This is a genomic window from Psychrobacillus sp. FSL K6-2843 (genome assembly GCF_038626375.1).
GTDB lineage: Bacteria > Bacillota > Bacilli > Bacillales_A > Planococcaceae > Psychrobacillus > Psychrobacillus faecigallinarum.
Map to the genome: position 1 here is coordinate 745913 of NZ_CP152021.1, position 24509 is coordinate 770421.

Annotated in this window: 21 protein-coding genes; 20 read left to right on the plus strand and 1 reads right to left on the minus strand. The window is 37.9% G+C overall.

Translation table 11 applies throughout. From position 1 onward, the window contains the following. Positions 1-113 precede the first annotated feature (113 nt). A complete protein-coding gene (locus tag MKY94_RS03775) occupies positions 114-512 on the minus strand; it encodes a helix-turn-helix transcriptional regulator (protein ID WP_342578025.1) in 399 nt (132 codons plus the stop codon). Positions 513-779: 267 nt separating this feature from the next. Between MKY94_RS03775 and MKY94_RS03780 the strand changes: the two genes are divergently transcribed. The 20 genes from MKY94_RS03780 to MKY94_RS03875 all read left to right on the plus strand — a co-directional run bounded on the left by MKY94_RS03780 (position 780) and on the right by MKY94_RS03875 (position 24504). Then, positions 780-1034, plus strand: a complete 255-nt coding sequence (locus MKY94_RS03780; RefSeq protein ID WP_151111279.1) for a hypothetical protein — start codon at positions 780-782, stop codon at positions 1032-1034. Between the two features lie 342 nt (positions 1035-1376). Further along, on the plus strand, positions 1377-1841 hold the full coding sequence (locus MKY94_RS03785; protein ID WP_144540466.1) for a transcriptional regulator: 465 nt from the start codon (positions 1377-1379) through the stop codon (positions 1839-1841). A gap of 354 nt (positions 1842-2195) precedes the next feature. Beyond that, positions 2196-3011 (plus strand): flagellin, encoded by an 816-nt coding sequence (locus MKY94_RS03790; protein ID WP_151111277.1) that lies wholly within the window; start codon positions 2196-2198, stop codon positions 3009-3011. A 178-nt stretch (positions 3012-3189) separates the two neighbouring features. Further along, positions 3190-4569 carry a S41 family peptidase gene (locus MKY94_RS03795; protein ID WP_342578026.1) on the plus strand — a complete coding sequence of 460 codons (1380 nt, stop codon included), beginning with the start codon at positions 3190-3192 and terminating at the stop codon, positions 4567-4569. Positions 4570-4583: 14 nt separating this feature from the next. Next, positions 4584-5261 carry a hypothetical protein gene (locus MKY94_RS03800; protein WP_144540459.1) on the plus strand — a complete coding sequence of 226 codons (678 nt, stop codon included), beginning with the start codon at positions 4584-4586 and terminating at the stop codon, positions 5259-5261. Further along, positions 5258-6514 (plus strand): hypothetical protein, encoded by a 1257-nt coding sequence (locus MKY94_RS03805; RefSeq protein ID WP_340844159.1) that lies wholly within the window; start codon positions 5258-5260, stop codon positions 6512-6514. Before MKY94_RS03800 ends, MKY94_RS03805 begins: the two co-directional genes overlap by 4 nt. Before the next feature lie 366 nt (positions 6515-6880). Continuing rightward, positions 6881-7294, plus strand: a complete 414-nt coding sequence (locus MKY94_RS03810; RefSeq protein ID WP_342578027.1) for a DUF4262 domain-containing protein — start codon at positions 6881-6883, stop codon at positions 7292-7294. Positions 7295-7553: 259 nt separating this feature from the next. Then, the gene (locus MKY94_RS03815) at positions 7554-8468 is read left to right on the plus strand and encodes a DMT family transporter (RefSeq protein WP_342578028.1); all 915 of its coding nucleotides are present in this window, start codon (positions 7554-7556) and stop codon (positions 8466-8468) included. 207 nt (positions 8469-8675) lie between these two features. After that, positions 8676-9671, plus strand: a complete 996-nt coding sequence (locus MKY94_RS03820) for a hypothetical protein (protein WP_340844160.1) — start codon at positions 8676-8678, stop codon at positions 9669-9671. Between the two features lie 92 nt (positions 9672-9763). Next, positions 9764-10507 (plus strand): RNA polymerase sigma-I factor, encoded by a 744-nt coding sequence (sigI, locus tag MKY94_RS03825; RefSeq protein ID WP_186318247.1) that lies wholly within the window; start codon positions 9764-9766, stop codon positions 10505-10507. Then, positions 10504-11589: a hypothetical protein gene (locus MKY94_RS03830; protein ID WP_342578029.1), complete on the plus strand. Its 1086-nt coding sequence runs from the start codon at positions 10504-10506 to the stop codon at positions 11587-11589. Before sigI ends, MKY94_RS03830 begins: the two co-directional genes overlap by 4 nt. Before the next feature lie 847 nt (positions 11590-12436). Further along, positions 12437-13393 (plus strand): NAD-dependent epimerase/dehydratase family protein, encoded by a 957-nt coding sequence (locus tag MKY94_RS03835; protein ID WP_342578030.1) that lies wholly within the window; start codon positions 12437-12439, stop codon positions 13391-13393. Between the two features lie 275 nt (positions 13394-13668). After that, a complete protein-coding gene (gene argC / locus MKY94_RS03840; RefSeq protein WP_342578032.1) occupies positions 13669-14703 on the plus strand; it encodes an N-acetyl-gamma-glutamyl-phosphate reductase in 1035 nt (344 codons plus the stop codon). A 13-nt stretch (positions 14704-14716) separates the two neighbouring features. Next, positions 14717-15943 (plus strand): bifunctional glutamate N-acetyltransferase/amino-acid acetyltransferase ArgJ, encoded by a 1227-nt coding sequence (argJ, locus tag MKY94_RS03845; RefSeq protein ID WP_342578034.1) that lies wholly within the window; start codon positions 14717-14719, stop codon positions 15941-15943. Continuing rightward, positions 15924-16685, plus strand: coding sequence for an acetylglutamate kinase (argB, locus tag MKY94_RS03850; protein WP_342578036.1), 762 nt, complete (start codon positions 15924-15926; stop codon positions 16683-16685). The genes argJ and argB overlap by 20 nt, the downstream gene beginning before the upstream one ends. Further along, on the plus strand, positions 16682-17806 hold the full coding sequence (locus tag MKY94_RS03855; protein WP_342578038.1) for an acetylornithine transaminase: 1125 nt from the start codon (positions 16682-16684) through the stop codon (positions 17804-17806). Before argB ends, MKY94_RS03855 begins: the two co-directional genes overlap by 4 nt. Before the next feature lie 523 nt (positions 17807-18329). Continuing rightward, the gene (locus tag MKY94_RS03860) at positions 18330-18578 is read left to right on the plus strand and encodes a hypothetical protein (RefSeq protein WP_342578040.1); all 249 of its coding nucleotides are present in this window, start codon (positions 18330-18332) and stop codon (positions 18576-18578) included. Between the two features lie 365 nt (positions 18579-18943). After that, positions 18944-22156, plus strand: coding sequence for a hypothetical protein (locus MKY94_RS03865; RefSeq protein ID WP_342578042.1), 3213 nt, complete (start codon positions 18944-18946; stop codon positions 22154-22156). Between the two features lie 889 nt (positions 22157-23045). After that, a complete protein-coding gene (locus MKY94_RS03870; protein WP_342578043.1) occupies positions 23046-23960 on the plus strand; it encodes a hypothetical protein in 915 nt (304 codons plus the stop codon). 145 nt (positions 23961-24105) lie between these two features. Further along, a complete protein-coding gene (locus tag MKY94_RS03875) occupies positions 24106-24504 on the plus strand; it encodes a hypothetical protein (RefSeq protein WP_342578044.1) in 399 nt (132 codons plus the stop codon). Positions 24505-24509: the final 5 nt, after the last annotated feature.

Below are 24509 nucleotides of genomic sequence, written 5' to 3' on the forward strand. Positions count from 1 at the left end.
AAAAGGCTTTCCTTCCATTATACGTTTAATCCTGCTCGAATAAAAGCCAGAGGAGTGTAAAAGTGATTCACTAAAATAAAAAGCCTTACCTATGCTGATCATAAGTAAGGATTTTAATCTTTTTTTAATAAGCCTTTTATGTATCGTTTAAGTTCCTTTTCCTCTTTCGAAACGGATTTAATATCCATTACAAGAAGACGAAACTCTTTAAAGGATGCAAGTGGGGTAACATATTCCTCCTGAAATGTTTCTATATACTTTGATCGACTTTCACGCGCCTCAAATCCCGGATTCTTACTTTTAGAAGGCTTATCCTCCAGCATATTTAGAAAATCGTCATTCGAGATCGCATACACCTCTTTAATTTTCATAAGTAAGTCAATGGGAATGGCTAAGTCACCCTTTTCGTATTTAGACAAAACTGAATGGTCAATGCCTATTCTTCTCGCTGCTTCCATTTGAGTAATATCTAATTGTTCTCGATAAGCACGGAGATGCTCGTAAAATGCCATATAATTACCTCCTTTACAATGCAACAAGAATATCGAAAAGATAGGATTAAACTGTAATAATCGCCAAATTGGAGATATTTATTAAAAGAGCGGTTAAATATAGTATATAAAGCTTATAGGACAATTTACATAAGAAAGGAGTGGGGAGTAGTAGAAAGAATTCAATTGCATATACCTTTTTTATTAGAATCTCTGGACATTTATTCGAAAAATGGATTCAATCATGTCAAGGTAATAGGAGTAAAGGCGCGGAACATAAAATACATTGTGGAAAGTCCTATAAACAATTTAAAGCACATACCGTTAATCGCATCAGAGTACTACAGCATATATGATCTACAGCTTGATTTTGAAAAAAATATGCTTCAATTTTATATTAAAAGCGTGAGAGAAGCATCGAAGGAAGAAATCCTGCAAAGGGTGTTTGAAGCCATTTTAGTAGAATACAGTCCTAAAAAATACGGTTTCTTTACAAGTCCAAGAGAAAAAGGAAGAGCAGAAAGTGCATTGCAATTTAAATAGAAATATTTTAATGGCGAATGCATATTGCGTTCGCTTTTTTGGATTTTAAGAAAGTATATTCTCTTTTTTGATTATTTGTCTATCTTTGTCTATCTTGAAGGGTATTTTCTCATAAGAAAAAAATAGAAAGCTCGACTATAGAACCGGAACTTGGCTCCCTCTCCTATAGTGGAAATTAACTATCATTTATTCTAAGATTCGCTGTTTTAAATTTGAATAGAGAAGCCTATACCTACAAGGATATGAATGCGTTTTTTTGGATAAATACACTACACGAAAAATGTAGAATATGATATACTAATATAAATCAGAAAATTCAAAAAGGACAGGAGGGGATATGGAATGTTACTTGTACAATTAATGAAGCCTTTTTATACTCAGCTCGAGGGAGATAGGATAAAGCTTGTATTTGCCTATCAATACTTTTCCTTGCGCAAGGACGACGAGCTATTTGATTTTATTCCTGTAGAAGGAAAAGAGATAATAGTCAACGCTAACTCGTTACAAGTCGAAAACCTGTCCGAGGTATTTGTCTTTCAAAAAGGAAACCGATTTATACGACTTCCTTTATACCAACTCCTACTAGTCTCTGATATTCATGTGCATTTACAAACAATTATTAATTCAAACAATAATGTAGAAGAATCTAGCTCGATGCTATTGGAAGGAACAAAAGAGATTATTAAACAATTGGAAAAAGAGAATTTTGAACGTATGATAGATTATGCATTACTTCATAAAGACGCAGCACTATTCAAAGAACTACAACAATACAAAGACACATACGGAGGACACCATGTGGACTAATTTTTCAACATAAAAAACACCTTACGAAAAGATTATTTCGAAGGTGTTTTTTATATGAGCAAAAAGTTAAAAGGAAGTAAAATAGTAAAGGAAAAAGATAAACGCACTTGAGCCGAGCACCCCAAACAAAATATCCTCCCAACTGAAACCAAATTTAGTCATTTTCATGCCTACCCTCACCTCTTTTCTGTTTAATAGATAAGTCGGAATTAAGTCTATAAAGGTTACAGCTAATATATTACAGGTGCCTGGCACCTGTAATATATTAGCTGTAATAAAAAAAAAATTTATCTATTGATATTTTTGTGGGATAAGACGATATAAAGGTTAAATAGATGGGGTGGGGGTGGAGAGATGCTAGGCAAGTGGAATGCGACTGGTTTGAATATTCTTCGTAATATGAATAACCAATGGGCAATTGCTAATCGGTCGATGGAACGGCTTTCTTCTGGCTATCGTATTAACCGTGCAGCGGATGATCCTGCGGGTTTAGCGATTTCTGAAAAGATGCGAGCTCAGATTAGAGGCCTTGGGCAGGCAGCACGTAATATTCAGGATGGTATTTCATTGTTGCAGACGGCGGAAGGTGCACTAAATGAAACGCACGCTATTTTGCAGCGGATGAGGGAATTGGGTGTGCAGGCGGCTAATGATACGCTGACGGACAATGACCGTGATTTGCTTAATATCGAGTTTGAGGAATTGAAGAAAGAAGTAAATCGAATTTCTAAGGATACTAATTTCAATACAAAGACGTTATTGGATGGCACTCAAACCTCCATCAAAATTCAGGCAGGTGCAAACTCAGGGCAATCTATCGAGCTTAACATTGGGAATATGTCTGGTGATAGCTTAGGGTTAAAAGATCTCTCGATATCGACAAGAGAGAAAGCAGATGCTGCGATAGCTGGCATGGATGAAGCCATTAAGCAAGTGTCTCGTGAGCGTTCCAGAATGGGCGCCTATACTAATAGGCTGGAGCACGCTTATAATAACGCAGTTAATATGGAAGAGAACTTAACAGCTGCTGAATCTCGCATAAGAGATGCGGATATAGCTAAAGAGATGATGACACTCGCTAAAGCAAATATTTTAATGCAGGCCGGTCAATATGTTTTAAGCTTGCATATGCAGCAGGCTCAATCCGTACTACAGCTACTAAAAAGTTAACTCATTCTAACAATCGTGAATTGAAATTTTCACGGTTGTTTTATTTTGCTGAGTAGTTAAATGCATTTATGTTGTAATAAAATTGAATTTTTATATTGCCAAATATATAAACTTTTTAGCATTTCATATTTTTTTAAGTTAAGATAGGTTTATAGCATATGGGAAGTGGGAATTAGTTATGAAGAAAGTCTCTGCATTAACTACATTTTTATTAATAATAGGACTGCTGTTTGCTCCTATTTTAACATTGGCTGCCCCTATTGATGAGGTCAGGCAAGTAATAGAAGAAAATTATAAAGGGGAGCTTCCAACCAATTTAATGGAACTAAGCTCTATTGATGCTATCATCGAGCAGCTCGACCCTTACTCAACCTATTTTACAAAGGAAGAGTTTAAGAGATATACAGACTCTATTAATAATACAACAACAGGTATTGGGGTTGTTATAGAAGAACACGAGATGGGTATCCAAGTAGTGAGCACATTTGAAGGAACTGCAGCAATGGAAGCTGGAATTGAATCAGGAGATATTATTATATCTATAGACGGGACATCGACTGAGAAAATGTCTGTGCAGCAGGCTTCTACCCTGATCACTGGAAAGGCTGATACAAAGGTTAACATAGAAGTTTTGAAATCAACGGGCCAAAAGAAAACATACATATTAACGAGAAAAAACTTTAGTGTCCCGGTAGTTACACACAAGCTTTTAAATGAGGGTGTAGGTTATATTGGTGTCAATTCCTTTTCTGAGGATGGTGCCTCCCTGGTAATTTCGGCAAAGGAGGAGCTAGCGAGGAAAGGTGCAACCTCCTATATTTTAGACCTTCGTAACAATGGCGGAGGTTTTGTTAAAACCGCAGAGGAGCTAATTGGTTTATTTCCGAACAGTCCATACGCGTATATGCTTATGATGAAAAATCAGGTTGGTCTTGTTGAATCTATTCCGCAAAAGGCATTGTTTCCAAAGGATACAAAGGTGCTTGTGAATGGATATAGCGCGAGCGCATCTGAAATGACTGCAGCAGCGCTCTTGGACCAGAAGTCTGCCAAGCTTTATGGTCAAAAGACTTATGGGAAAGGCTCCATGCAATCGTTCTATCCGTTAACAGACGGCTCCTATTTGAAGCTGACAATCGCGGAGTTTGCAGGTCCTAAAGGCAGCTCTGTGAATAAAACCGGAGTGAAGCCTCAAGTAGTTACTGAAGAAGGTATGGAGCTAGAAAAAGCACATTTAGACGCAATTCTTGAAAATTATCAAACATATAAGAAAATGCCGGCCATAAAAAACGTGATGACCAATAAACAATTTACTATTACATTTTCTAAAACGATTCAACTGAATGACAAAGAGAGAGTTGAATTGATTAAATTGGGTGAGACAGAGGGAACTCCAGTCACAATAGAGCAAAAGTCAGCAAAACAATTAAAAGTCATACCAAAAGCAGCATTAGAAAGAGGAGCAGCATACCTCCTACTCATCCACCCAACCTTCCAGTCAAACAAAGACACTAAGATGGAAAAAGGTGCATATGTCGAGGTGACTGTTCAACCATAAAGGGGGAACACCTAGTGTTTTTTGAATTTAGATTTTGGAAATATCTTTTTCATCAACAAGAATTAGCAATGTCATTAAAGGATTCGACCATGCGCGACTTTAAAGGACGCGTATGGTTCGTTGTATTATGCGGGGTGCTTCTGTTTGCACTTCGAGACGTTTGGGGAATGCATACAGAAGGACTTACCTCCCTATTTGCAAAAGGATTTGGAGAAACATATGTGATTGCTAGAATCGTTTCCCTTATAGGAGCTATTCTTTGGTCGCTTATTTATATCGCATTTTATTTTTTCGGGATTTCATACATACTTCATAAACTAACGAACGTGGACTTAGCAAAGATTGCTGTATTACAGCTTTTTGTAGTGAGTCTGCTGTTAATGGAAAAAGCATTTGTTTTTATTTTATATTCATTAGTTGGATATACAACAGACTTTTCGGTCCTATCATTTGGTCCGATGGCAGCCTTATTTTTAAGCAATAAGTTTTTTATATACTTTTTTAATGAATTAAGCCTAGTTACGGGGTTAATTGTTGCTCTTCAATATCAGTTTCTACGTATCTACACAGACTTGTCGGGTCGTAATCTAATAATTATTTTAATAGCAATCCCGGTAGTGCTGGCGTTGCTAGTAGCAGGATTCGAGATCCTTCCTATTGAAAAATGGATAGAAGGGGGGCAAGCAGCATGAACAAGTGGCTAGTAATCGGAATTTCTATCATTGTATCTACCTTTGTTGCGGCTAATGCAATTCTGCTGTTCTCGGATAAGAGTGAAATTGCGAGATCGTATTATTTAAAGGATCACGAGAGAGTGAACACGAATACATATGCGAAAGAATTAGAGAAAGAATCCGTTGTTGTACCTACAGATGAAATAACGGTGACAGTCGATGCTGAACAAGTAAGTAACATCATGGTAAAAGAAGGAGAAGAAATAGCAGCAGATTCGGAGCTTGCACAATTAAAGCAAGACTCCGCTGAAGAGCAACGAGCGATTTGGGAAACAGAAATACAGGCTTATATGCAGGAGCAAAGCCAGCTGCAACAAATTATTGGAAACCTTGAGTCGGAGAAATCTAGCTCCCAGGGCAGTTACTCTGATACAGACACAACTACTAGCAATGAAGGCAACGACGTCACAGATGTGAATGTGCAAGTGGATGTTCAGCTTAAACAAGACGGAAGCTATGCCCAAGCTATTGCAGCAGCAGAGCAAAAGCTAGCTGATATAGAGCGCCAAATGCAAATCATTAACGCACAGCTCAGTCAGGAGACAGGAGCAGTCTCAGTCCTTAGCCCAATTGCAGGAACCATTGCATCTGTTGAAAATCTAGACGGTAAATACAAAATAGACATCTATTCACAGGAAAAGTCGCTACTTACCTTCGTTCCTGAAAAGGAATGGCATGAGTTAGAAAAGGATCAGCCAGTTCGAAACTACTCCTCACATAGTGAAACTGTGGTAGAAGGTGGCATTATAACGAAAAATCAAGTCCCGACTAACAGTTCGCCATGGCTGTCTGCCTACAAGCAATTCGACTCAAAAGCTGAGGAGCCATTATATGGGGTCATGATCCAACCAACCGGGGAGCCAGTAAATTTGCCATTCGCTGCAAATATGAACTCCGTTATTACAACTGCTCAAACAGACAATGCAGTAAAAATAAAATCCGATTGGCTGTTAAACCCTTCAAAGGAAAAAGCAGAGCTTTACATATTAACTGAAGAAGGAAAAATTGCCCGAACAGCAGTAACCATACCCTTCTATCTAGATAACTGTGCTATCCTTTCGGGACTTGAAAGTGGAATGATTGTCCTAGAAAAGGATACAAAAACAGATAAGGCACCAGCATTCTTACCATTTCCATTAGAAGCACCATCCTGGAACAGCATAAAAGCAGTAAGCTGGAAAGATTACCTTAAATACCTAACGTACAAATAACTATATAGACAGTCTACTAAATAATTAAGAGGATATTATGTTCATTAGGGCATATATTCTCTTTTTTGTATTTTACAGTGTTTTAAGGATGGTAGCTCGAAATAGGAAAACAAGGGCGGTCAATTGTAATAAGGAATATATTTTCAATTCTACGCTTTCCATGGGTGGAGCGTTAAGTCATTACAACAGTCGCTTTCGCATCGTGTTCATGAAACACACTTAACTAAAAAGAAAGCTCGAACATCTTGTGTGCTTTATTCGTCTTATAAAATACTTATAAAGAATTACACGTTTTAAAGAAAGTTGCGTATTTACTAGAAAATATGTAAGCAATGCTTAGCTGAATAAAGATTTGGAGGAAATCACTTGGAAAATGAGAAATGGGAAAAGCAAATGATAGAAGAATACGGCTGGTATATGGATATTATTTACGCTGAAGAATATGACCAAATTCACTCTAATTATCATACTCATGGAGTGAAAGAGAATTTTAATCATATTGATTTTCAAATAGTGCTTAATATTGACCCAGAAGTTGCGAATGGTATTTTCTTCAATTTAGTAGAGGACATCCGAAATGGGAAAATATTTGAGGAAAACAAAAAATACTCCGACATCATAGAGGGCTATAGAGTGGAATTTAAACAGTATAGAGAAATGGGACGGGATGTGTTAAGAGTCCTTCTTCCTGATGAAGGTGGAGTGTTGCCAACTGAAGAGAACTGTCACGAATTTTATAAAAGTCAGCTAGATGATTATGATTTTGATAGCGATGTTTAATATGGAAGAACGATAAAAAGATATGGGAAGCGGGAAAATTAGGTGTTAAAAACACTTACCAAAGCTTATTGCAGATGTAGTCATTAACAAATGAATAGATAATAGAAAGTGCATAACATATTTGTTATATAGTTATGTCTTTTCTTATTTTGTGTCGGCTGGCGAAAACCCGAATACATACAGGATGATTCTCTTAACATATTACCATTATTTCGATATACTAAGGTTTAACCTAAATGAAAGCAAGGCGAATAACTATATGAACCAGTGGAAAATATACGGTATGCTCGTATTTGTAATGTTAATATGGGGAGTTAATCTACCAATGCTAAAGTATTTAATAGCAGAGGTTTCACCGGTAACCCTCACTGCCTTCCGTATTTTGACAGCTGGTATAACAGTATTTCTAATTTTGTGGAAAATGAAATTAATCCGAAAGCCGTCTAAGCAGGAATGGAAGTATATAGCGATTGGGTCACTGACGAACGTAGTGGGTCATCATTATTTTTTAAACATGGGGCTATCTATTACAAGTGGCACGCACGGTGGATTGATTCTTGGGACAGGACCAATGCTAACAGCTATAGCGGGGGCATTTATCCTAAGATACTTTCCTTCTAAAATACAATGGCTTGGAGTTATTTTTGGGACAATCGGAGTAAGTCTCTCAGTGGCTGGGGGCAGTGATATTGGTAGTTCCGGTCTAGGGGATTTCTTTGTTTTTCTTGCTATAATCGCGCAGGTAATGAGTTATATGGTCATCAGTAAGGCCGCTAGAACATTGGATCCTAGACTGCTGACAGCATATATGCTAGTAATTGGTTCGCTAATTCTAATCATAATTAGCTTTATCCAAGAGCCGAAAGCGATCACTCAATTTGCAGAAATGGATTTAAAGTTTTGGGCAATTTTCTTCGCCTCTGCAATTTTCAGTACAGCAATCGGTCATATGCTATACAATTATGCAGTCGGCAAAGCAGGAGCAACCAAATCCGCCATTTTTATGAACCTGAACACTGTATTCTCCCTAATCTTCTCTGTCATTTTCTTAGGAGAAGTACTAGGGTGGAATCACCTTGCTAGTCTAATATTCATCATAGCCGGAGTAATCCTCGGCTCAGGAGCAGCAGAAGATCTATGGAAAAAGCATAAAACCAAAAAAGTAGCTACCTGAGGGTAGCTACTTTTTTGATTTCAGCTTTATGTCAGGTGCCTGGCACCCGTAATGTAGTAGTAACAATATTACAAGTGCCAGGCACCTGTAACAAAACAAAAAAAGTTTAAAAAGTTTTAAAAGCGACCCCCATAAAAATTGCTCATGGTTCGAATAACTAGGTGTCCGCATAAGAAACGCTGGGCAAATTCTATTCGAGGTGATCAAATGCAGAAATGGAAGAAGACTGGAGTAGCTGTATTAGTAGCTACTTTGACAGTATCAGGGGCAGGTTATGCGTGGGCTAGTGGAAATTATGACACGGTCAGCATCAATGATGTATACAAAAACAAACAGGTATCAACAGAAACAACTCAAACAACGACAACACCAGAAACAACAAAAGCTGTCGCAGAATCAACAAAAACAACTCCTACTGCAACACCAGCAACAAATTTGGATATTCCAGTGGAAGTGTCGACGGAAAAGCTAGTTGGATTGATGAAGGCTTACGAAAATGCTGACAGCACAGAAGCAAAAGCAGCAATTTTAAACGTGATTAATCGAGTTATTGCAGAGTATGAAACTACTCAAAAAAATATCTATAAAGAGAAAGCACCAGAGCTTACGGCTGCAATCGATCGATTAATCGTGTTGTTCAAAACTTATCAGCAAGCTCCTAGTGCAGACACAAAAGCGGCAATTATCACACAAGTTAAAGCAGTGATTACTGAGCTTCAAAATTATTTAAATAAACAAGAAGAGCCTAAAGAAGACAAACCTGTCATTGTCCCTCCAGTAAACGATAAACCTAACAAAGACAAGGAACAGGACAAAGCAGAAAAAGAAAAGAAAAAAGCTGAGCTAGAAAAGAAAAAAGCAGAAGAAAAAGCAGCTAAGGAAGCAGCAAAAGCAGAAGCTGAGGCAAAAAGAGCTGCAGAAAAAGCTGCAAAAGAAGCAAAACGCGAAGCTGAAAAAGCAGCAAAGCAAGCAGAAATAGAAGCAGCGAAAAAAGCAAAAGCAGCAGAAATTGCAGCAAAAAAAGCACTACAGGAACAAAAAGTGGCTGATAAAAAAGCAGAAAAGCAACATAAGCATCCACATGGGAAAGACGACAAACAACATAATCATGGCCCAAATCACAACCAAAATAATAACCATGACAAGCACAATAAACATGATAATAACAACAACCAACACAACGACAAAAATGATAGAAATTAATCATATTTCATAATACCGCTTTTCATTTCCCGAATAGACAGCTACAATACAAGTTTATACGGAGCTTATGAGAACGGAGGGTATGTATGCTTTTGTCGATTATTCAGGGCCTATTCAAAACAAAACAGAATAAAAGAAAGCTAGGTTCAGGGACATTAGCTGGCGAAGAGGAGGCAATTAATGACCTCCTTTTAGCCAATACCTCTTTTATAAAGAAGACTGCAGCTTATATTTGTAAGCGGCCAATCGATGAGCAGGATGAAGAATATAGTATCGCGCTTAATGGCTTTCATGAAGCATTACTTGCTTTCAATCCAAAAGAAAATGCATCACTACAAACACTTGCTCATCTAATCATTAAAAGGCGACTCGTTGACTTTATTCGAAAAGAAGCTGCCCGTAAGGAAAAGGTGCTCTTACTCCATACTGGGGCATCTGATGAAAGCGTAGACGAGCAACATTTTATATGGAATGAGCAATCGATTGAATCATATACGGAAGAACAATTGACGGAGGCTAGGAGAGAGGAACTAATTCGATACGGAGAGCTGCTTGCGGAGTATAATTTATCATTTAATGAATTAACCGTGGCTGCACCAAAGCATAAGGATGCAAGGAAGACTGCCTTTTTAGTGGCACAGATCATCTCCGAATCAGAGGAACTCTATCAATCCTTTATCAAGCACAAACGGCTTCCGCTCAAAGATATCGAAGCACTGGTTGATGTATCACGCAAAACATTAGAACGGCATCGCAAATATATGATTGCTGTAATATTGTTGCTTAACAGTGACTTCGTTTATATAAAAGATTATGTGAAAGGAGAAATCATATGATGCGCACGTATAGAGGCGTTGTCTGCGAAAAGAAAGACGCCTACTACGTCTTTCTAACAGGCGAAGGCGAATTTCTGCGCGGTACCCCATTGGTTGATGACCCAGTGATTGGTGCCGAGGTAGAATTTCAAGTGCTAGAAGCAGGTGCTCCATTTTTACTGACACAAATAAAGCCAAAGATTCTAGCACCAGTGCTTGTAGCGGCAGTTGTTCTCATTTTCTTTGTCGCATCATTGATTCCTCAGCAAAACAGTGCTTATGCGTATGTACAACTTGAAGGGGAAAGGGCTGTCGAAATCGGTGTAGATGAGGAAGGGGATGTATTTTCTCTCCGTTCCTTAGATGAAGACGCCCCCCTTGATGTTACAGAGTGGGAGGATCTAACGCTAGCTGCTGTCTTAGTCCACGCAGTGAAGCATGTAGGAGCCAAACAGGATGAACTTGTAATCACCACAGTTTATGAGAAAGATGCTAACCCAGAAGTGAAATCTCAGGTAGAACAAGCGGTGAAGGAAGTACAGGCTGTACAAACAGAGCAAAAAGTGAATGTGAAGGAAAGCTCTGCAGAGGAACGTAAAAGAGCGAACGAAGAAAAAACCTCCATTCAAAAGTACAAACAAAAAGAACAAAAGCCAGTGAAAGAAAACAAAACCGGCAAAGAACAACAAAGCAACACCAGTGTAGATAAACCAAATAACACAAGTGTAGAGCAACCAAATAACTCAGTCGAAAAACCAGTCGTTCCATCTCATGCTCCAGCTGCCACTGACAAGCGGGAGAAGGAGAAAAAGGAACAACCGAACAAAGATGTAAAAGAACAAAAAAATAAATCTCATAATCCCGAAAACAAACCGAACCCTAACCAGTCAAAAGAAAAGCAAGAATATCAAAACAAACATGAACAACCCCAGTCTAATAAACATGATCAGCCAAGAGGCAAGGATCAGAACAACCGAAATAATAATTCGCAAAATAACAAGCCAGACGGCAATGATGGTAATAAAGGTAACAATAATAAAGACAACCATCATGGTAACCAAAAAGATAATAATGCGAACAAACAACAACATGAGCATAGATAAAGAAGAAGACCCAGAAACTTTTCTGGGTCTTCTTCTCTTTTTATGACCTTGATTAATTATTACAGGTGCCTGGCACCTGTAATAATCGTTTTGTGATAATAATAAGATGTTTTTCATATATATCCATGATGGTTTGGCAAAAATAGAATAGGCTTGAACTATATTCTCCTTGAACATAAGAACATTATGTTCAAGGAGATTTTTATTGGAAAGATTTTGGATTTGGCCATTATTTTAAAGGTTAATAAAAATAATTTTCCTAAAAAGGTAATATACTTTGAATTTGAACATATATTAATTCTAGTCCAAACGATATAGGATATTTTTCATGAACATCATATTTTGAGATTGAATTAAGTGCAAGAGTATATAATTCAAACTTTTTCGTTAGAAAGAGATACAAATTTATGTTTAACAAAATATATTTGAGTTAATTTTATTATTCTTATTACTATAAAGAAACATAAAGAAACACGAACAATCGAGAAGAGAATAATGATATCTAAAGGCTCAGTAAAATATAATTGATTTCCGCTTTCGGCGGACGCTTTCCGTGGGGTGAGCGATAAGCCATCACCGTCGCTAAAGCGAGCGTTTGTGATGTCTTATCTTTCTCACTTATCCCACTGGAGTCGCCACCTGCCGCACCAATCACCCGTGGACAAAAGTCCGTATTTTACTAATAAAGTGCTATTTTTGAAAGATATTAGAGAAAGAAATCTAAAAATTTTCTTACATGAAAGGAGCGACTGTTAAAAAGTATGTAATTATAACAACGGCAATAATAGAAAAATACTTTCATCAAAAATATGTTTGGGGGGGAATAATACACATGAGGAGAACTGGGATGAAAGTGCTCATAACAGGGGGCTATGGTTTTATTGGATCACATGTAGCGGAAAGGTTTTTTAATGAGGGCCATGAAGTGTTCATTATTGATAATTTGTCCTCTGGAAAAAAAGAAAATGTTACGTTTAAGCATGAGCATTACCGAGTATCGGTGATAGATTCTTGTTGTGAACAAGTTTTCCAAGCGTATAACTTTGATATAGTCGTTCATTTAGCGGCCCAAGTTAGCGTAGCCAAATCTATAATAAATCCAAGGCTAGATACAGAGATTAATACAGTAGGTCTAGTGAATATGCTTTCTTTATCGCAAAAGTATAACGTCAAGAAGTTTATTTTTGCCTCCTCTGCAGCAGTTTATGGTATGAACGAGAAAATTCCTCTAACAGAAGACATCCCATGTAGTCCTATCTCTCCGTATGGCATAAGCAAATGGATTGGGGAGTCCTATTGTCAAAAATGGAAGGAGCTATACGGGTTAGAGAGTGTCGTACTTCGATTTTCAAATGTGTATGGACCACGCCAAAGTAATGAAGGAGAGGGCGGAGTAGTATCTATATTTTTAGACAGGCTTTTAAAAGGAAAACCTCTAGAAGTATTTGGTGATGGGGAACAAACTAGAGATTTTATCTATGTAGCAGATGTAGCAGATGCTATATATAAAGCTTCCTATACTAACTTAACTGGAGTTTATAATCTCTCCACTCAAAGTGAGTGTAATTTAAAGAATCTCATAAAACTAATGGCAAATATACACGGAAATCTTCAAGTCACCTATTCACCAGCCAAACAGGGAGACATTTATAAATCCAAGCTTAGCAACGAAAAGTTGAGAAAAACTCTTAACTGGAGCCCATCCTATGGAATGGAAAAAGGAATAGAACAAACTTATAACTGGCTAGTGGAAACAAAAACAGAAAAGGAAGAACAAACAATCTTAAACCCAGTCTTAATATAAGATGAGTTCAATGTGGATGTGATGTTACAGGTGCCTGGCACCTGTAACATCAAAAAAACGAAAACTAACAAAGAAAATCTGATCGGAGCTGTACAAACAGCTACTTTGATCAGATTTTCTTTTTACATCGCTTTATTACAGGTGCCAGGCACCTGTAATAAAGCACCTGTAATAAACTACTTATAATAAAATACATCAAAAACAAATAAAAATACAGTTGACTTTATAATTATGCATAGTTATAATATTTTTAACAAATGGTAAGAGGTGGGTATATGAAGGTAGGAATTATAGGAGCTACGGGCTACGGTGGACTTGAGTTAATACGGCTTTTACATAATCATCCTGAAGTGCAAGGTATTGATCTATTTTCTTCATCGGAAGAGGGTATGCAATTTTCGCATAAATATTCATTTTTAATGAATATTTACGACCAGCCATTATTAAAAATCGAGACTGATAGATTAGCAGAGTATGATGTATTGTTCACGAACACTCCCTCAGGGGTTTCCTCTGAGCTATTGCCAGCACTGATTGGAACGAAGCCAAAACTAATCGACCTATCCGGTGACTTTCGTCTGAAGGACCTTCCGACATACGAGCAGTGGTACAAAAAGGCTCCAGCTCCGGCTGATGCAGTCGAAAAAAGTGTATATGGCTTAACGGAATGGAATACTCCTGCTATCGCCGAAGCACAGCTCATTGCTAACCCGGGATGCTACCCAACTGCCGTCCTACTTTCCTTGCTACCGCTTATCAAAGAAAACCTGATCGACGCTAGACATCTCGTCATTGATGCTAAAAGTGGTATCTCTGGAGCGGGCAACAAGCCGAGCCAGATGACACATTACAGTGAGACAAACGAAAATACAGCAATATACAAGCTGCACGAGCACCAGCATATACCGGAAATCGAACAGGCAATTCAAATGTTTGCGAAACAGTCGACGCCAATCACCTTCACGACACATCTTGTTCCGATGACAAGAGGAATTCTCGCAACGAGCTATGCGCCAGTAAACGAGGGGGTCAAAGAAGCGGATCTAGTGAACACATTACAGGAAACATACGCAAACCAACCATTTGTCCGAATAATAAAAGACACCAATAAATTCGGCACAAACCAGGTATACGGCTCCAACTATTGCGATATTCATGTGAAGGTAGACCCGCGTACGAACCGAGCAACCATTGTTTCGGTTATCGACAACCTAGTCAAAGGTGCTGCAGGGCAGGCCGTTCAAAACATGAATGTCCAATTCAATCTTAAACAAACAACGGGCCTCTCGCTCGTGCCATTATTCATTTAAAGGAGGAAACCATATGTTAACGGAAACGATGACGATGAAGCGTATTACATACAAAAACATCGCTTCACCAAAAGGTTTTAAGGCGACCGGCATCCACTGCGGCGTTAAGCACAAGAAAAAAGACTTAGCTCTACTGACAAGTGAAGTGCCCGCAAGCGTTGCTGGGGTTTTCTCCACAAATGCAGTTCAAGGGGCTCCGCTTGTCGTGACGAAGGAAGTTGTCTACACCACACAGAAAATGCAGGCACTAGTCGTGAGCTCTGGCATTGCGAACTCCTGCACAGGAAAGCAGGGCTTAATCGATGCCTATACAATGCAGGAAAAAACAGCAGAAAAGCTTGGTATCGAGCCAGGATTAGTCGGCGTTGCCTCAACAGGAGTCATCGGTGAAATGATGAAAATGGAGCCAGTCCTATCGGGAATAAAAAAACTTGAGCCAACCGACGAGTTAGAAGGAGCCATCAACTTTTCCCAAGCAATCATGACAACCGACACCGTTACTAAGGATACTTCCTATAAAACAATAATCGATGGCAAGGAAGTCATTATCGCAGGAACTGCCAAGGGCTCCGGTATGATTGAGCCAAACATGGCAACAATGTTCGCTTTCATAACAACTGATGCCAATATCGAATCAAACCATTTGCAGTCAGCATTAAAATCCATTACTGATGTGACCTTCAATGCTATCACGGTGGACGGCGATACGTCCACGAATGACATGGTAGTAGTGATGGCAAATGGCTTAGCAGAAAACAATCCGTTGACTCCATTACATCCAGACTGGGATAACTTTGTGCAAACACTCCATACCGTTTCATTGGATTTAGCTAAAATGATTGCAAAAGACGGCGAAGGAGCAACAAAGCTCATTGAAGTTGAGGTGCAAGGGGCTCTTAGCGATGAAGAGGCACGTAAAATTGCTAAGACTGTCGTCGGCTCACCGCTTGTGAAAACTGCTGTATTTGGTAGCGATGCAAACTGGGGGAGGGTTATATGTGCGGTCGGCTATAGCGGCGCAACCATAGATTCGAACGCCATTAAAATTTCTATTGGACCAACGCCGGTGGTAGAGAACGGAGAGCCAGTCTTATTTTCCGAGGAAGAGACGATGCTGTATTTGAAGCAGGCTGAAGTAAAATTTTTAATAGAGCTCAACCAAGGGAATGGCCAAGGAACTGCATGGGGGTGTGATTTGACTTATGACTACGTCCAAATCAATGCAACCTATCGTTCCTAATCGTATCGTCATCAAGCTCGGTGGCAGTATGCTCGAGGGATTGAACGAAGAATTCTTTGCAAACTTTAAAAAGCTACAAGCCGAGGGCAATGAAATAATTATTGTCCACGGTGGTGGTCCGGCTATCAACAAATCGCTAGCTGATCATGGAGTAACATCCACAACAATCAATGGTTTCCGTGTAACATCCGAGGAAGCGGTTGATATCGTACAATGTACGTTGGTCGGTAAAGTCAATCCATCTCTAGTGCTCCAGTTAAACCAAAACGGAATTGCAGCACTAGGCATGAGCGGATATGACGGTAACTTATTGGAATGCGACTTCTTAGACAAGGGAGTTTACGGTTTTGTCGGGGAAATAAAAAAGGTGAACACTGCCATCCTAGATATACAACTCGTCAACGGCATCACACCAGTCATTTCCTGTATCGGCTGCCTACCTGACAGCACTCCGCTCAATATAAACGCTGACACAGTTGCAAGCAAAATAGCTCTGGCAATAAAAGCAGAATGTCTGCTGCTAGTAACGGACATACCAGGTATTAAGATAAACGGAGAAATCCAAGAGGTTGTCCAAACATCCTCTATCAAGGAGTGGATCGAATCCGAAGACATATATGGTGGCATGATACCAAAAGTGAATGCAGCCATGGATTGCCTTAAGGAAGGGATCCCATCTGTGAAAATTGTAGATGAGCAACTACACGGCACAACCATTGTACATCAGGAGGTTTACGCATGAGTTCTTTATTTCCAAACTACGCCCGACGACCTATCCATTTAATAGAAGGAAAAGGCACAATCGTCAAGGACGAACAGGGTAAAAGCTACTTGGATTTCACTAGCGGTATCGCCGTACTCAGTCTAGGGCACGCGCATCCTGCCATTGTAAAAGCACTCCAAGAGCAAAGCGAAAAGCTATGGCATACATCTAATTTATTCGAAAGTCCAAAGCAGGAGCAGCTTGCAAACATTCTAATAGAAGAAACTCATTTCGCCCATGCTTTTTTCTGCAATAGTGGAGCAGAGGCAAATGAAGCGGCGATAAAGCTTGCACGAAAGCACACAGGCAAGCACGTCATCATCACCTTCGAAAACTCCTTCCACGGGAGAACATTCGGAGCAATGTCTGCAACTGGTCAGGAAAAGGTGCGACAAGGCTTTGGCCCGGTGCTGGAAACCTTCCGTACTGTTCCCTTCAATGATGTAGAGAAGCTAGAAGCGGTAATTGATGACGAGGTCGGTGCCATCATTCTTGAGGTTATCCAAGGTGAAGGCGGTGTCAACAAAGTAACGCCTGAGTTTGCCGAAGCCATCTCTAGCATATGCGAATCCAAGGGCATCCTACTAATTGTCGACGAGGTACAAACCGGCATCGGCCGAACTGGTACGCGCTACGCCTACGAGCAAACCGTCTTAAAGCCAGATATTATGACACTCGCTAAAGGACTTGGCGGTGGCTTTCCAATCGGAGCAATGCTAGGAACAAGCGAACTAGGAGAAACATTCAGTCCAGGAACACACGGTACCACATTCGGGGGCAATCCACTTGCAGTCAGAGTTGCCCAGGCAGTATTAGAAAATGTCTTTGTCCCAGACTTTCTAGACGAGGTCAATAAAAAATCCGAATACTTCGTGCATAAACTAAACGAGGCACTCCCATCCTATAAGGTAGTTGGTGCCGGCTTATTACTAGGACTTGTCTGTGAAGACGAAGCGGCACCATACATAACCGAAGCTGAAAAGGCAGGACTTCTATTAGTAGGAGCAGGACCAAACGTCATCCGCCTACTGCCACCCCTAACCGTTTCTCATGAAGAAATCGATCAAGCAGTAGACATACTGCGTACAATCTTAAACTAAATAAACTTGAATTAAAGCGCTCAGCGAACCGCTATTCACAAAACAGGGACCACTCTCTATATGAAAGTGGTCTTTTTATATTTCATTTAACAAAGATTTAATTACTACTTCGGGCAAGTCGAAACTGTTTTTTTCCTTCCGTTGGAATCTAAATTCGTAACGAGCTTGAACCACTATAACAAACTCTATTGGTTTTTCTTTTATATAGAAGAAACTCAATATAACACTAGGTGCCTGGCACTTGTAATAATTAGCAGTTTGGAAGGAAAACATTATATAAATATAGAGAAATCTCTTTGAAACTTTCCATATAGCTAAATCATTGTTCCTATTAGAAATAGACTAGTGTTTCAAGTTATTTACAGGAGTTTTACATTCAAAAAAGAGATATTACAATGAAAAATAGCTCTTCATTAGATTTATAAGGTAATATATGAGTTCAATCGGACTAGGTTGCTAGAGTCATATAAATACCATACTAATATAAGAATTCTTGGTTGGAACTGCTAGAAAAGAAGAAAGAGTGAAGATGTGTATCTATTATATAGAAGGAAAAGACAATGAAAAAGCATCGACCCAGTGGAGAGTCGATGCAAATTTGAATGTCAATTTATATAAGCCAGATAAAATAAGAAAAGAAGCATCCGAAGTTCAGATGCTTCTTTTCTTGAGCGATAAAACGAAGGAAGTAGAAGGCTGCACACTAATGAATGTACAAACAAGTTTACGGCGTTACACATCTATAAGTAACCTTCTATACTGTACATCATAACATATATTTGGAAAAATGCACGCCTTTTTCTAAAAAATATAAAATAATTTTTTTAATCAGACTTATCCTAATAAAAGTAAAATCATATAAATCTATCAAGCTTAAGAGTATTAAGAAAATTTTCTAAAAAAGACTAGCATAATTGGTAATATTACTGTATTATGGAAAGTGTAATGTAGTCACTGGTGCTTTCATAACATCATTCTTTAAAAAAATTGGTAAACTTACTAGTTTATTGGTTGATTTTAGTATAAGAGTTGGATATACTCATATATTGTTAGGGTGATGATAATGGACGCGATCAGGCGACCGCTTTTACACACTACAAAAAATGCAACACACAAGCGAAGGGAGATCACAAGTTTATGAAGAAAAAAGCTATCAAAATTGCAGCTTCAACTGCAGTAGCAGCTTCAGCATTCGTTGCAGCAGCACCAGTTCAACAAGCTGATGCAGCAACAAATGTAAACCAATTAGCAACAAACGCACAAAATGCAGGTACAGTATTAAAATGGGCTATCTCATATGAAGGTTCTGCAGACTTCAAAACTCGTCCATTTAACGAATTCAATGCAGCTAAAAAAGCAGTTGCAGCAGCAGAGGTAGCAGCTAATAAATTATCGGCTACTGAAAAATTAGCTGTTCAAGCTAAATTAGTAGATGCTAAAGTACAAATCGTACGCGCTACAGCTTACATCGATGCAATCACTTCAAGTGAAAAAATTAAATCTTTAACAAGCAACCTAACTGCAGCTACTGCATCTGGTGACCTTGGTAAAGTAGAAACTGCTTACCATGCAGCATCTTTCGAATATAAAAAACAAGCTAAATTATTAGACCGTGTATACGGACAATCTACTCGTGACGGAATCCGTAACGCTGTTAAACCAGCTATGGAATCTGCACTTGACGCAGTTAAGTATGACGTAACTGTTAAAATGCACTTAGACAAAGCTTCTGCTTTGATCAAAGAAAGCAAGTTAGAAGAAGCAGCTGCTGAATTAGCAAAAGCTGACTATAACTTAACTCTTAAAGATGCGAAATTCACTTTCAAATCTCAATTAGAAAAAAGCTATGCAGACGTAGCAGCTTCTCTACCATTACAAGCTATCTCAGCTACTGGTGACGGAGCAAACACAGTAACAGTTAAATTCTCTAAAGCTTATACTTTAGACAAAAACCTTACTACTTTAGAAGCTGGACAATTTAAAATCAATGGTTTAACAGTTCAATCTGCTAAATTATCTGAGGATAAAAAATCAGTTATCTTAACTACTTCTACTCAAAAAGCTAACACTGAGTACACAGTTACTTGGCAAGGTAAATCAGTTACTTTCAAAACTGCTGCTGTAGCAGATACTTCAGGTATTGCAGTTAACCAAACTGATGTAACTTACAAAGAATCTTCAGAGTCTCGTACTTACGAAGCTAAATTAACAAACACTGATGGTACTGCATATGTTGGTGCTGTTACTATTGATTTAGATACACTAATTCCTGCAACTGGTAAAACAAATGACCATACTGACGCAGTAATTACAGCTGTTAACGGTCAAGCTTACTCTGTAAACAACACTGCAAGAACGTGGACTGGTGTAACTGATTCAAATGGTAACTTAGTGTTCACAATTGCAGCAGCTACTAATGCTTCAGTAAACACTCCATCTGTACTTTACGTTCAACCAACTATCAAAAAACTTGATGGTGATAAAAAGACTAAAGTAGCAGCTGTAACTCATTTCTTCCGTTTACAAAATGCAAACGTTATTGATACTTTAACTATTTCTGATTTACATGTAGATGCTGCAAATGATTATGTTTTTGCTGAAGGATTTAAATACAAATGGGATAATAATGACCAATTCTTTATCCGTAACCAAAAAGTAACACAAGATGCATTCGAAGCAGCTCTTTCTGAGGGTGATGATGTATCAGTTGATTACAAAACAAGTGCTGCAAACGTATCAACTTGGAACATTGTAAAAGATGTAACTTTATCTAAAGGTGTATCATTTACAAATCCAAAAGCAGATGTACGTTTTGATGGTTTCAATTATGATTTAAGTGGTAAAGGTCAAGCTGGAAATACTGTTAAAGTTTACCGCGGTTATGATTTAATGGGTACAACTACAGTAAACTCTGATGGTACTTGGACTCTTAGAGCAGTAAACTTAACTCAAGATGTAACTAATACTTTCACTGCTTACCAATTCCTACCAGGTCAAGATAGTGCAACACCATGGAGTGCTACAAACGTAGATTCATCTAAATCTGTAGTAATCTCTGAAGGTGCATTTGCTTCAAAAGGAATCTCTTTAAAGGATAATGGAGATAATGGTTTATCAGTAACTGATGAATTAACTTTCACATTCTTGAACTATGATTCTACTGATAAATTTAAAGAAGATTTAACTGGAACTATTACTGTAAGTGATGGCTTAAGTAAAACAGCAGTATTCGAAGTTGAATATGTAAATGCTAAAACTCTTAAGGTTGTTAAAGCAGTATCTGCTCAAGAAGGTTTCAAAAATAATTCTTCAACACTTACAATCGAATCAGCAACTGGTGTAGTTAACGAAGACGAACTAGCTTATAATGTAGCAGTTTCTAAATCTAAAGGTACTGCAACAATTGGTGGTACTACTATAAATCCAGGAGCTGGCGTGGTTTCTTATACAAACACTACAGTTGATGCAACAACTGACGAAGTAGTTAAAGTTACTTTACCTGCTGGAAACACAGATTTCTATAAAGTAAAATTATTTAATTCTAATACTGGTGCTCAAGTAGGAACTACACAAACAACATTAGTTTCTAAAGCATATACAGCAACTGATTTAGGAGTAGTTACACCAGGGGCTGCAAACCAAAGCTATATTGTTAGAGTTTACAAAGAAATTAACGGTGTTGATACTCAAATTTCAAGCTCAGTTATTAACAATGTAGATCCTGTTAAGGCTAAATTAACATCAACTACTTTAACAACTGATAATGCAATTGCTAAAACTGCAACGCTTTCAGCTGGAGATATTAAAGTAGATGCTAAAACTGCTGGTGTTGCTGGTAATAACATTAAATTTGCTGTAGTAGCAAATGGAAATAACACACCATTCACTGTTGAAGTAACAGCTACAGATGTAACTGTAAACCTACCAACTGATAGTGGTGGTGCTATTGTACCAACGACATTACAACAAGTTGTTGATAAAGTAAAAGCTGATGCAAATGCGAGTGCGTTAGTTAACGTATCAGTTGATTCTGCTAAAGCAGCAAACGCAGCAGTAGCATATGCTCAAGCTAATCTTGCTAATGGTGCAGCAGCAACAGATGCAGTATTTGCAGTAACATCTGATATTGCATTAGACACTACTAAAACAGCAGTTAACGTAACAATTGGTGGAAAAGCTTATACTGGTACTGCAGTTTATACTGGTGGTACAGTTGCAACTATCACTATTCCAGGTAGCCAATTTACTGCTGATGCTACATTAGCTGGTAAAACAATTCAAGCTATTGATTTAGTTAAAACTACTGGTACTGGTGTAGATTTAACTGCTTCAACTGATGTAACTCTTTAATAAAAATAAACGAAACGTTGCTTTATTAATCGTTAATTCGATGAAATAGGCTGAAAATATACCTCATGTCCTTACTTTATAAATCTAGTTGTTTATACTCTATGATTTAGTAAGTAGACATGAGGATTTTTTCTAACTGTTACTTCCAATTGATAGGTGGAATTCCTATCCTAGCTAAACAGTCTTAAAGCAAGTGCCTAATCCTCCTGGATCCAGTGATGCTCTGATAAGCAAAAGGGATTAAGTCAGGTGAAGTCGTACTCATAGAATGAGGCGGGGCTCTTTAAAAGACAGCTATGGTCAGGTAGACGAATCCATGTAAGCAGGGTGAGGTAGTGGATACTGCGAAGAATGCTAGGAGTTCGGTATTCATCCTTACAGATGAAATGATGTAATGGCGCTCAGTATAATTGACTGTTAAACTAGGCGTTCTCACTCCTGAATAGTGGAGACCTACGGTTGTAAAAATAAGGGATGGAAGTAACGGAACGTTTGAAGTTCTCTTGGAAGAGGTGTATCAGCACCATAGAAGCTAAGAGAATGGCAGCGGGTTCATAGTAGTGTTGATTGCTAGCCGTTTGGACTTGGATGGTAACATACGAGAAGGATAAAACTAGCAGGAGCGAAGGAACCCAGTCAGTGGTAAGTATCTAGATAACTTGTTTCCCTAAACAATGTTTATAAGTTTAAGAGGACCAATCATATTATATGATTGGTTCTTTCTTTTAACCATTACATTGGGAAAATTACAGACGTAAAACTACTTTATAATTGAGGATATCGGGTTAATTAATGTTTTTAATAAAACATTAGACACGCATCATACATAACGATAGGTTAGGTGAAGGTAATGGAAATGGTTTCTTTTTATAATATTGTCAAAGAAATAATGGAAAAGAAAAGTAAAAAGAAAAGTTTTAAAGTACCATCGGATATAGTATCAAAAGAAACATCTAAATATTCCAGATACTTTAAAGAAATACTATATGGTGCAAAAATTAATCTTGCTTACTTCCAAACTGAGAAGAGTGAGTATGAGATTCCAGTAGAAGCAAAAGATGCGGTTAAAAGATTATTGCAATTGTATACTTCCAAGCCTATGAAAGCCATTCGAAAAAGCCAATTTGAGCATCTAACGTACCAAGAAATGCAGGAGATTGTTGGTTGTCTCGAAATATTACTGCGTTCGAAACTGCAAGGGAAAATTCTTCTGTTAGAGATAGATAAACTTGCATTTCTCATGAAACATCCATTAAAAGAAGCGATTTTTGAATTAGAAGAAGAAAGCTTAGAAGAATTGATGAGTGATGCTAAATTGATGCTTACTTCTAATGCTGAATTAGACTTACAATTAAATCAACGAGATCGAACTGTGTTAATGAAGTATTACAATCAAGAAATTAAAAAGTTAAATAAGGGTTTGCGAAGAATAATAGATATAGTAATGGAATTGAGAGAAGAAGAAATACTTCTAAAAAGTGATAAAGCAACTGAAAAATATGAGCATGAAACCTATAGAGAAAAGACACCTATACATAACAAGGTTCTAGAAGAAATACTAGAAAAACCAGATGAGTACATAAAAGATTTAAGAAAAATGGTAGGCTTACCACCCGGTTCAGATATTACAACGATTTTAACGGAATTAGAAACATTGAGACAATCCAAAGAAGATACTTTACATTTCCGATTAGTAATAGATGATGATGCTAATTTCAGTCAGAAGTATACCGATACAGTGGATTTAATCAACAATGCAATAGAAATATACCAAGAAGAAATAAGAAGTAATAAGCTCACATAGGGCTTATTTTTTTTTGCCTTAATACAGTGGTTGCATGAAAAAAAGAAATTACTTTAACATGTAGTTTGTTTTAGCAGCGTGTCTTAAAGTAATAGTTGTTAGCAGGGGAAATATTGCTTACAGAAAACACCGAGGAGGAAAAGAAATGGAATATTACACAGACGTAGATGGTTATGGTGTAGAGGTATCTTTTGATGTAAACGGCTCTAACCTATCGAAGAAATCTTATTATTTTAGAGATTGTTTTGTCACAATTAATTTAAGCAATCTTGCACAGAGAGAAAAGGTGGAAAATGAGGTTAATATTCCAGAGAAGCTTTCTGGATTGTTTTCAGGTGTAGCAAAAAGTGTGACGTACACTCAGTCCGGAAATATAGTTGTCTATTCGATTCAACCGAAGAAACTAATGGGATTTAATACACTGGAGTTATTTGAACTGTCCATATTAGACCAGGTGAAAGCGCTAAAAGAAAAGTTTAATGAGTGTGACTATTATTTAAATAATGCAGCACATTTCAAATTAGTGATAGATATGTTGTATTAACCATT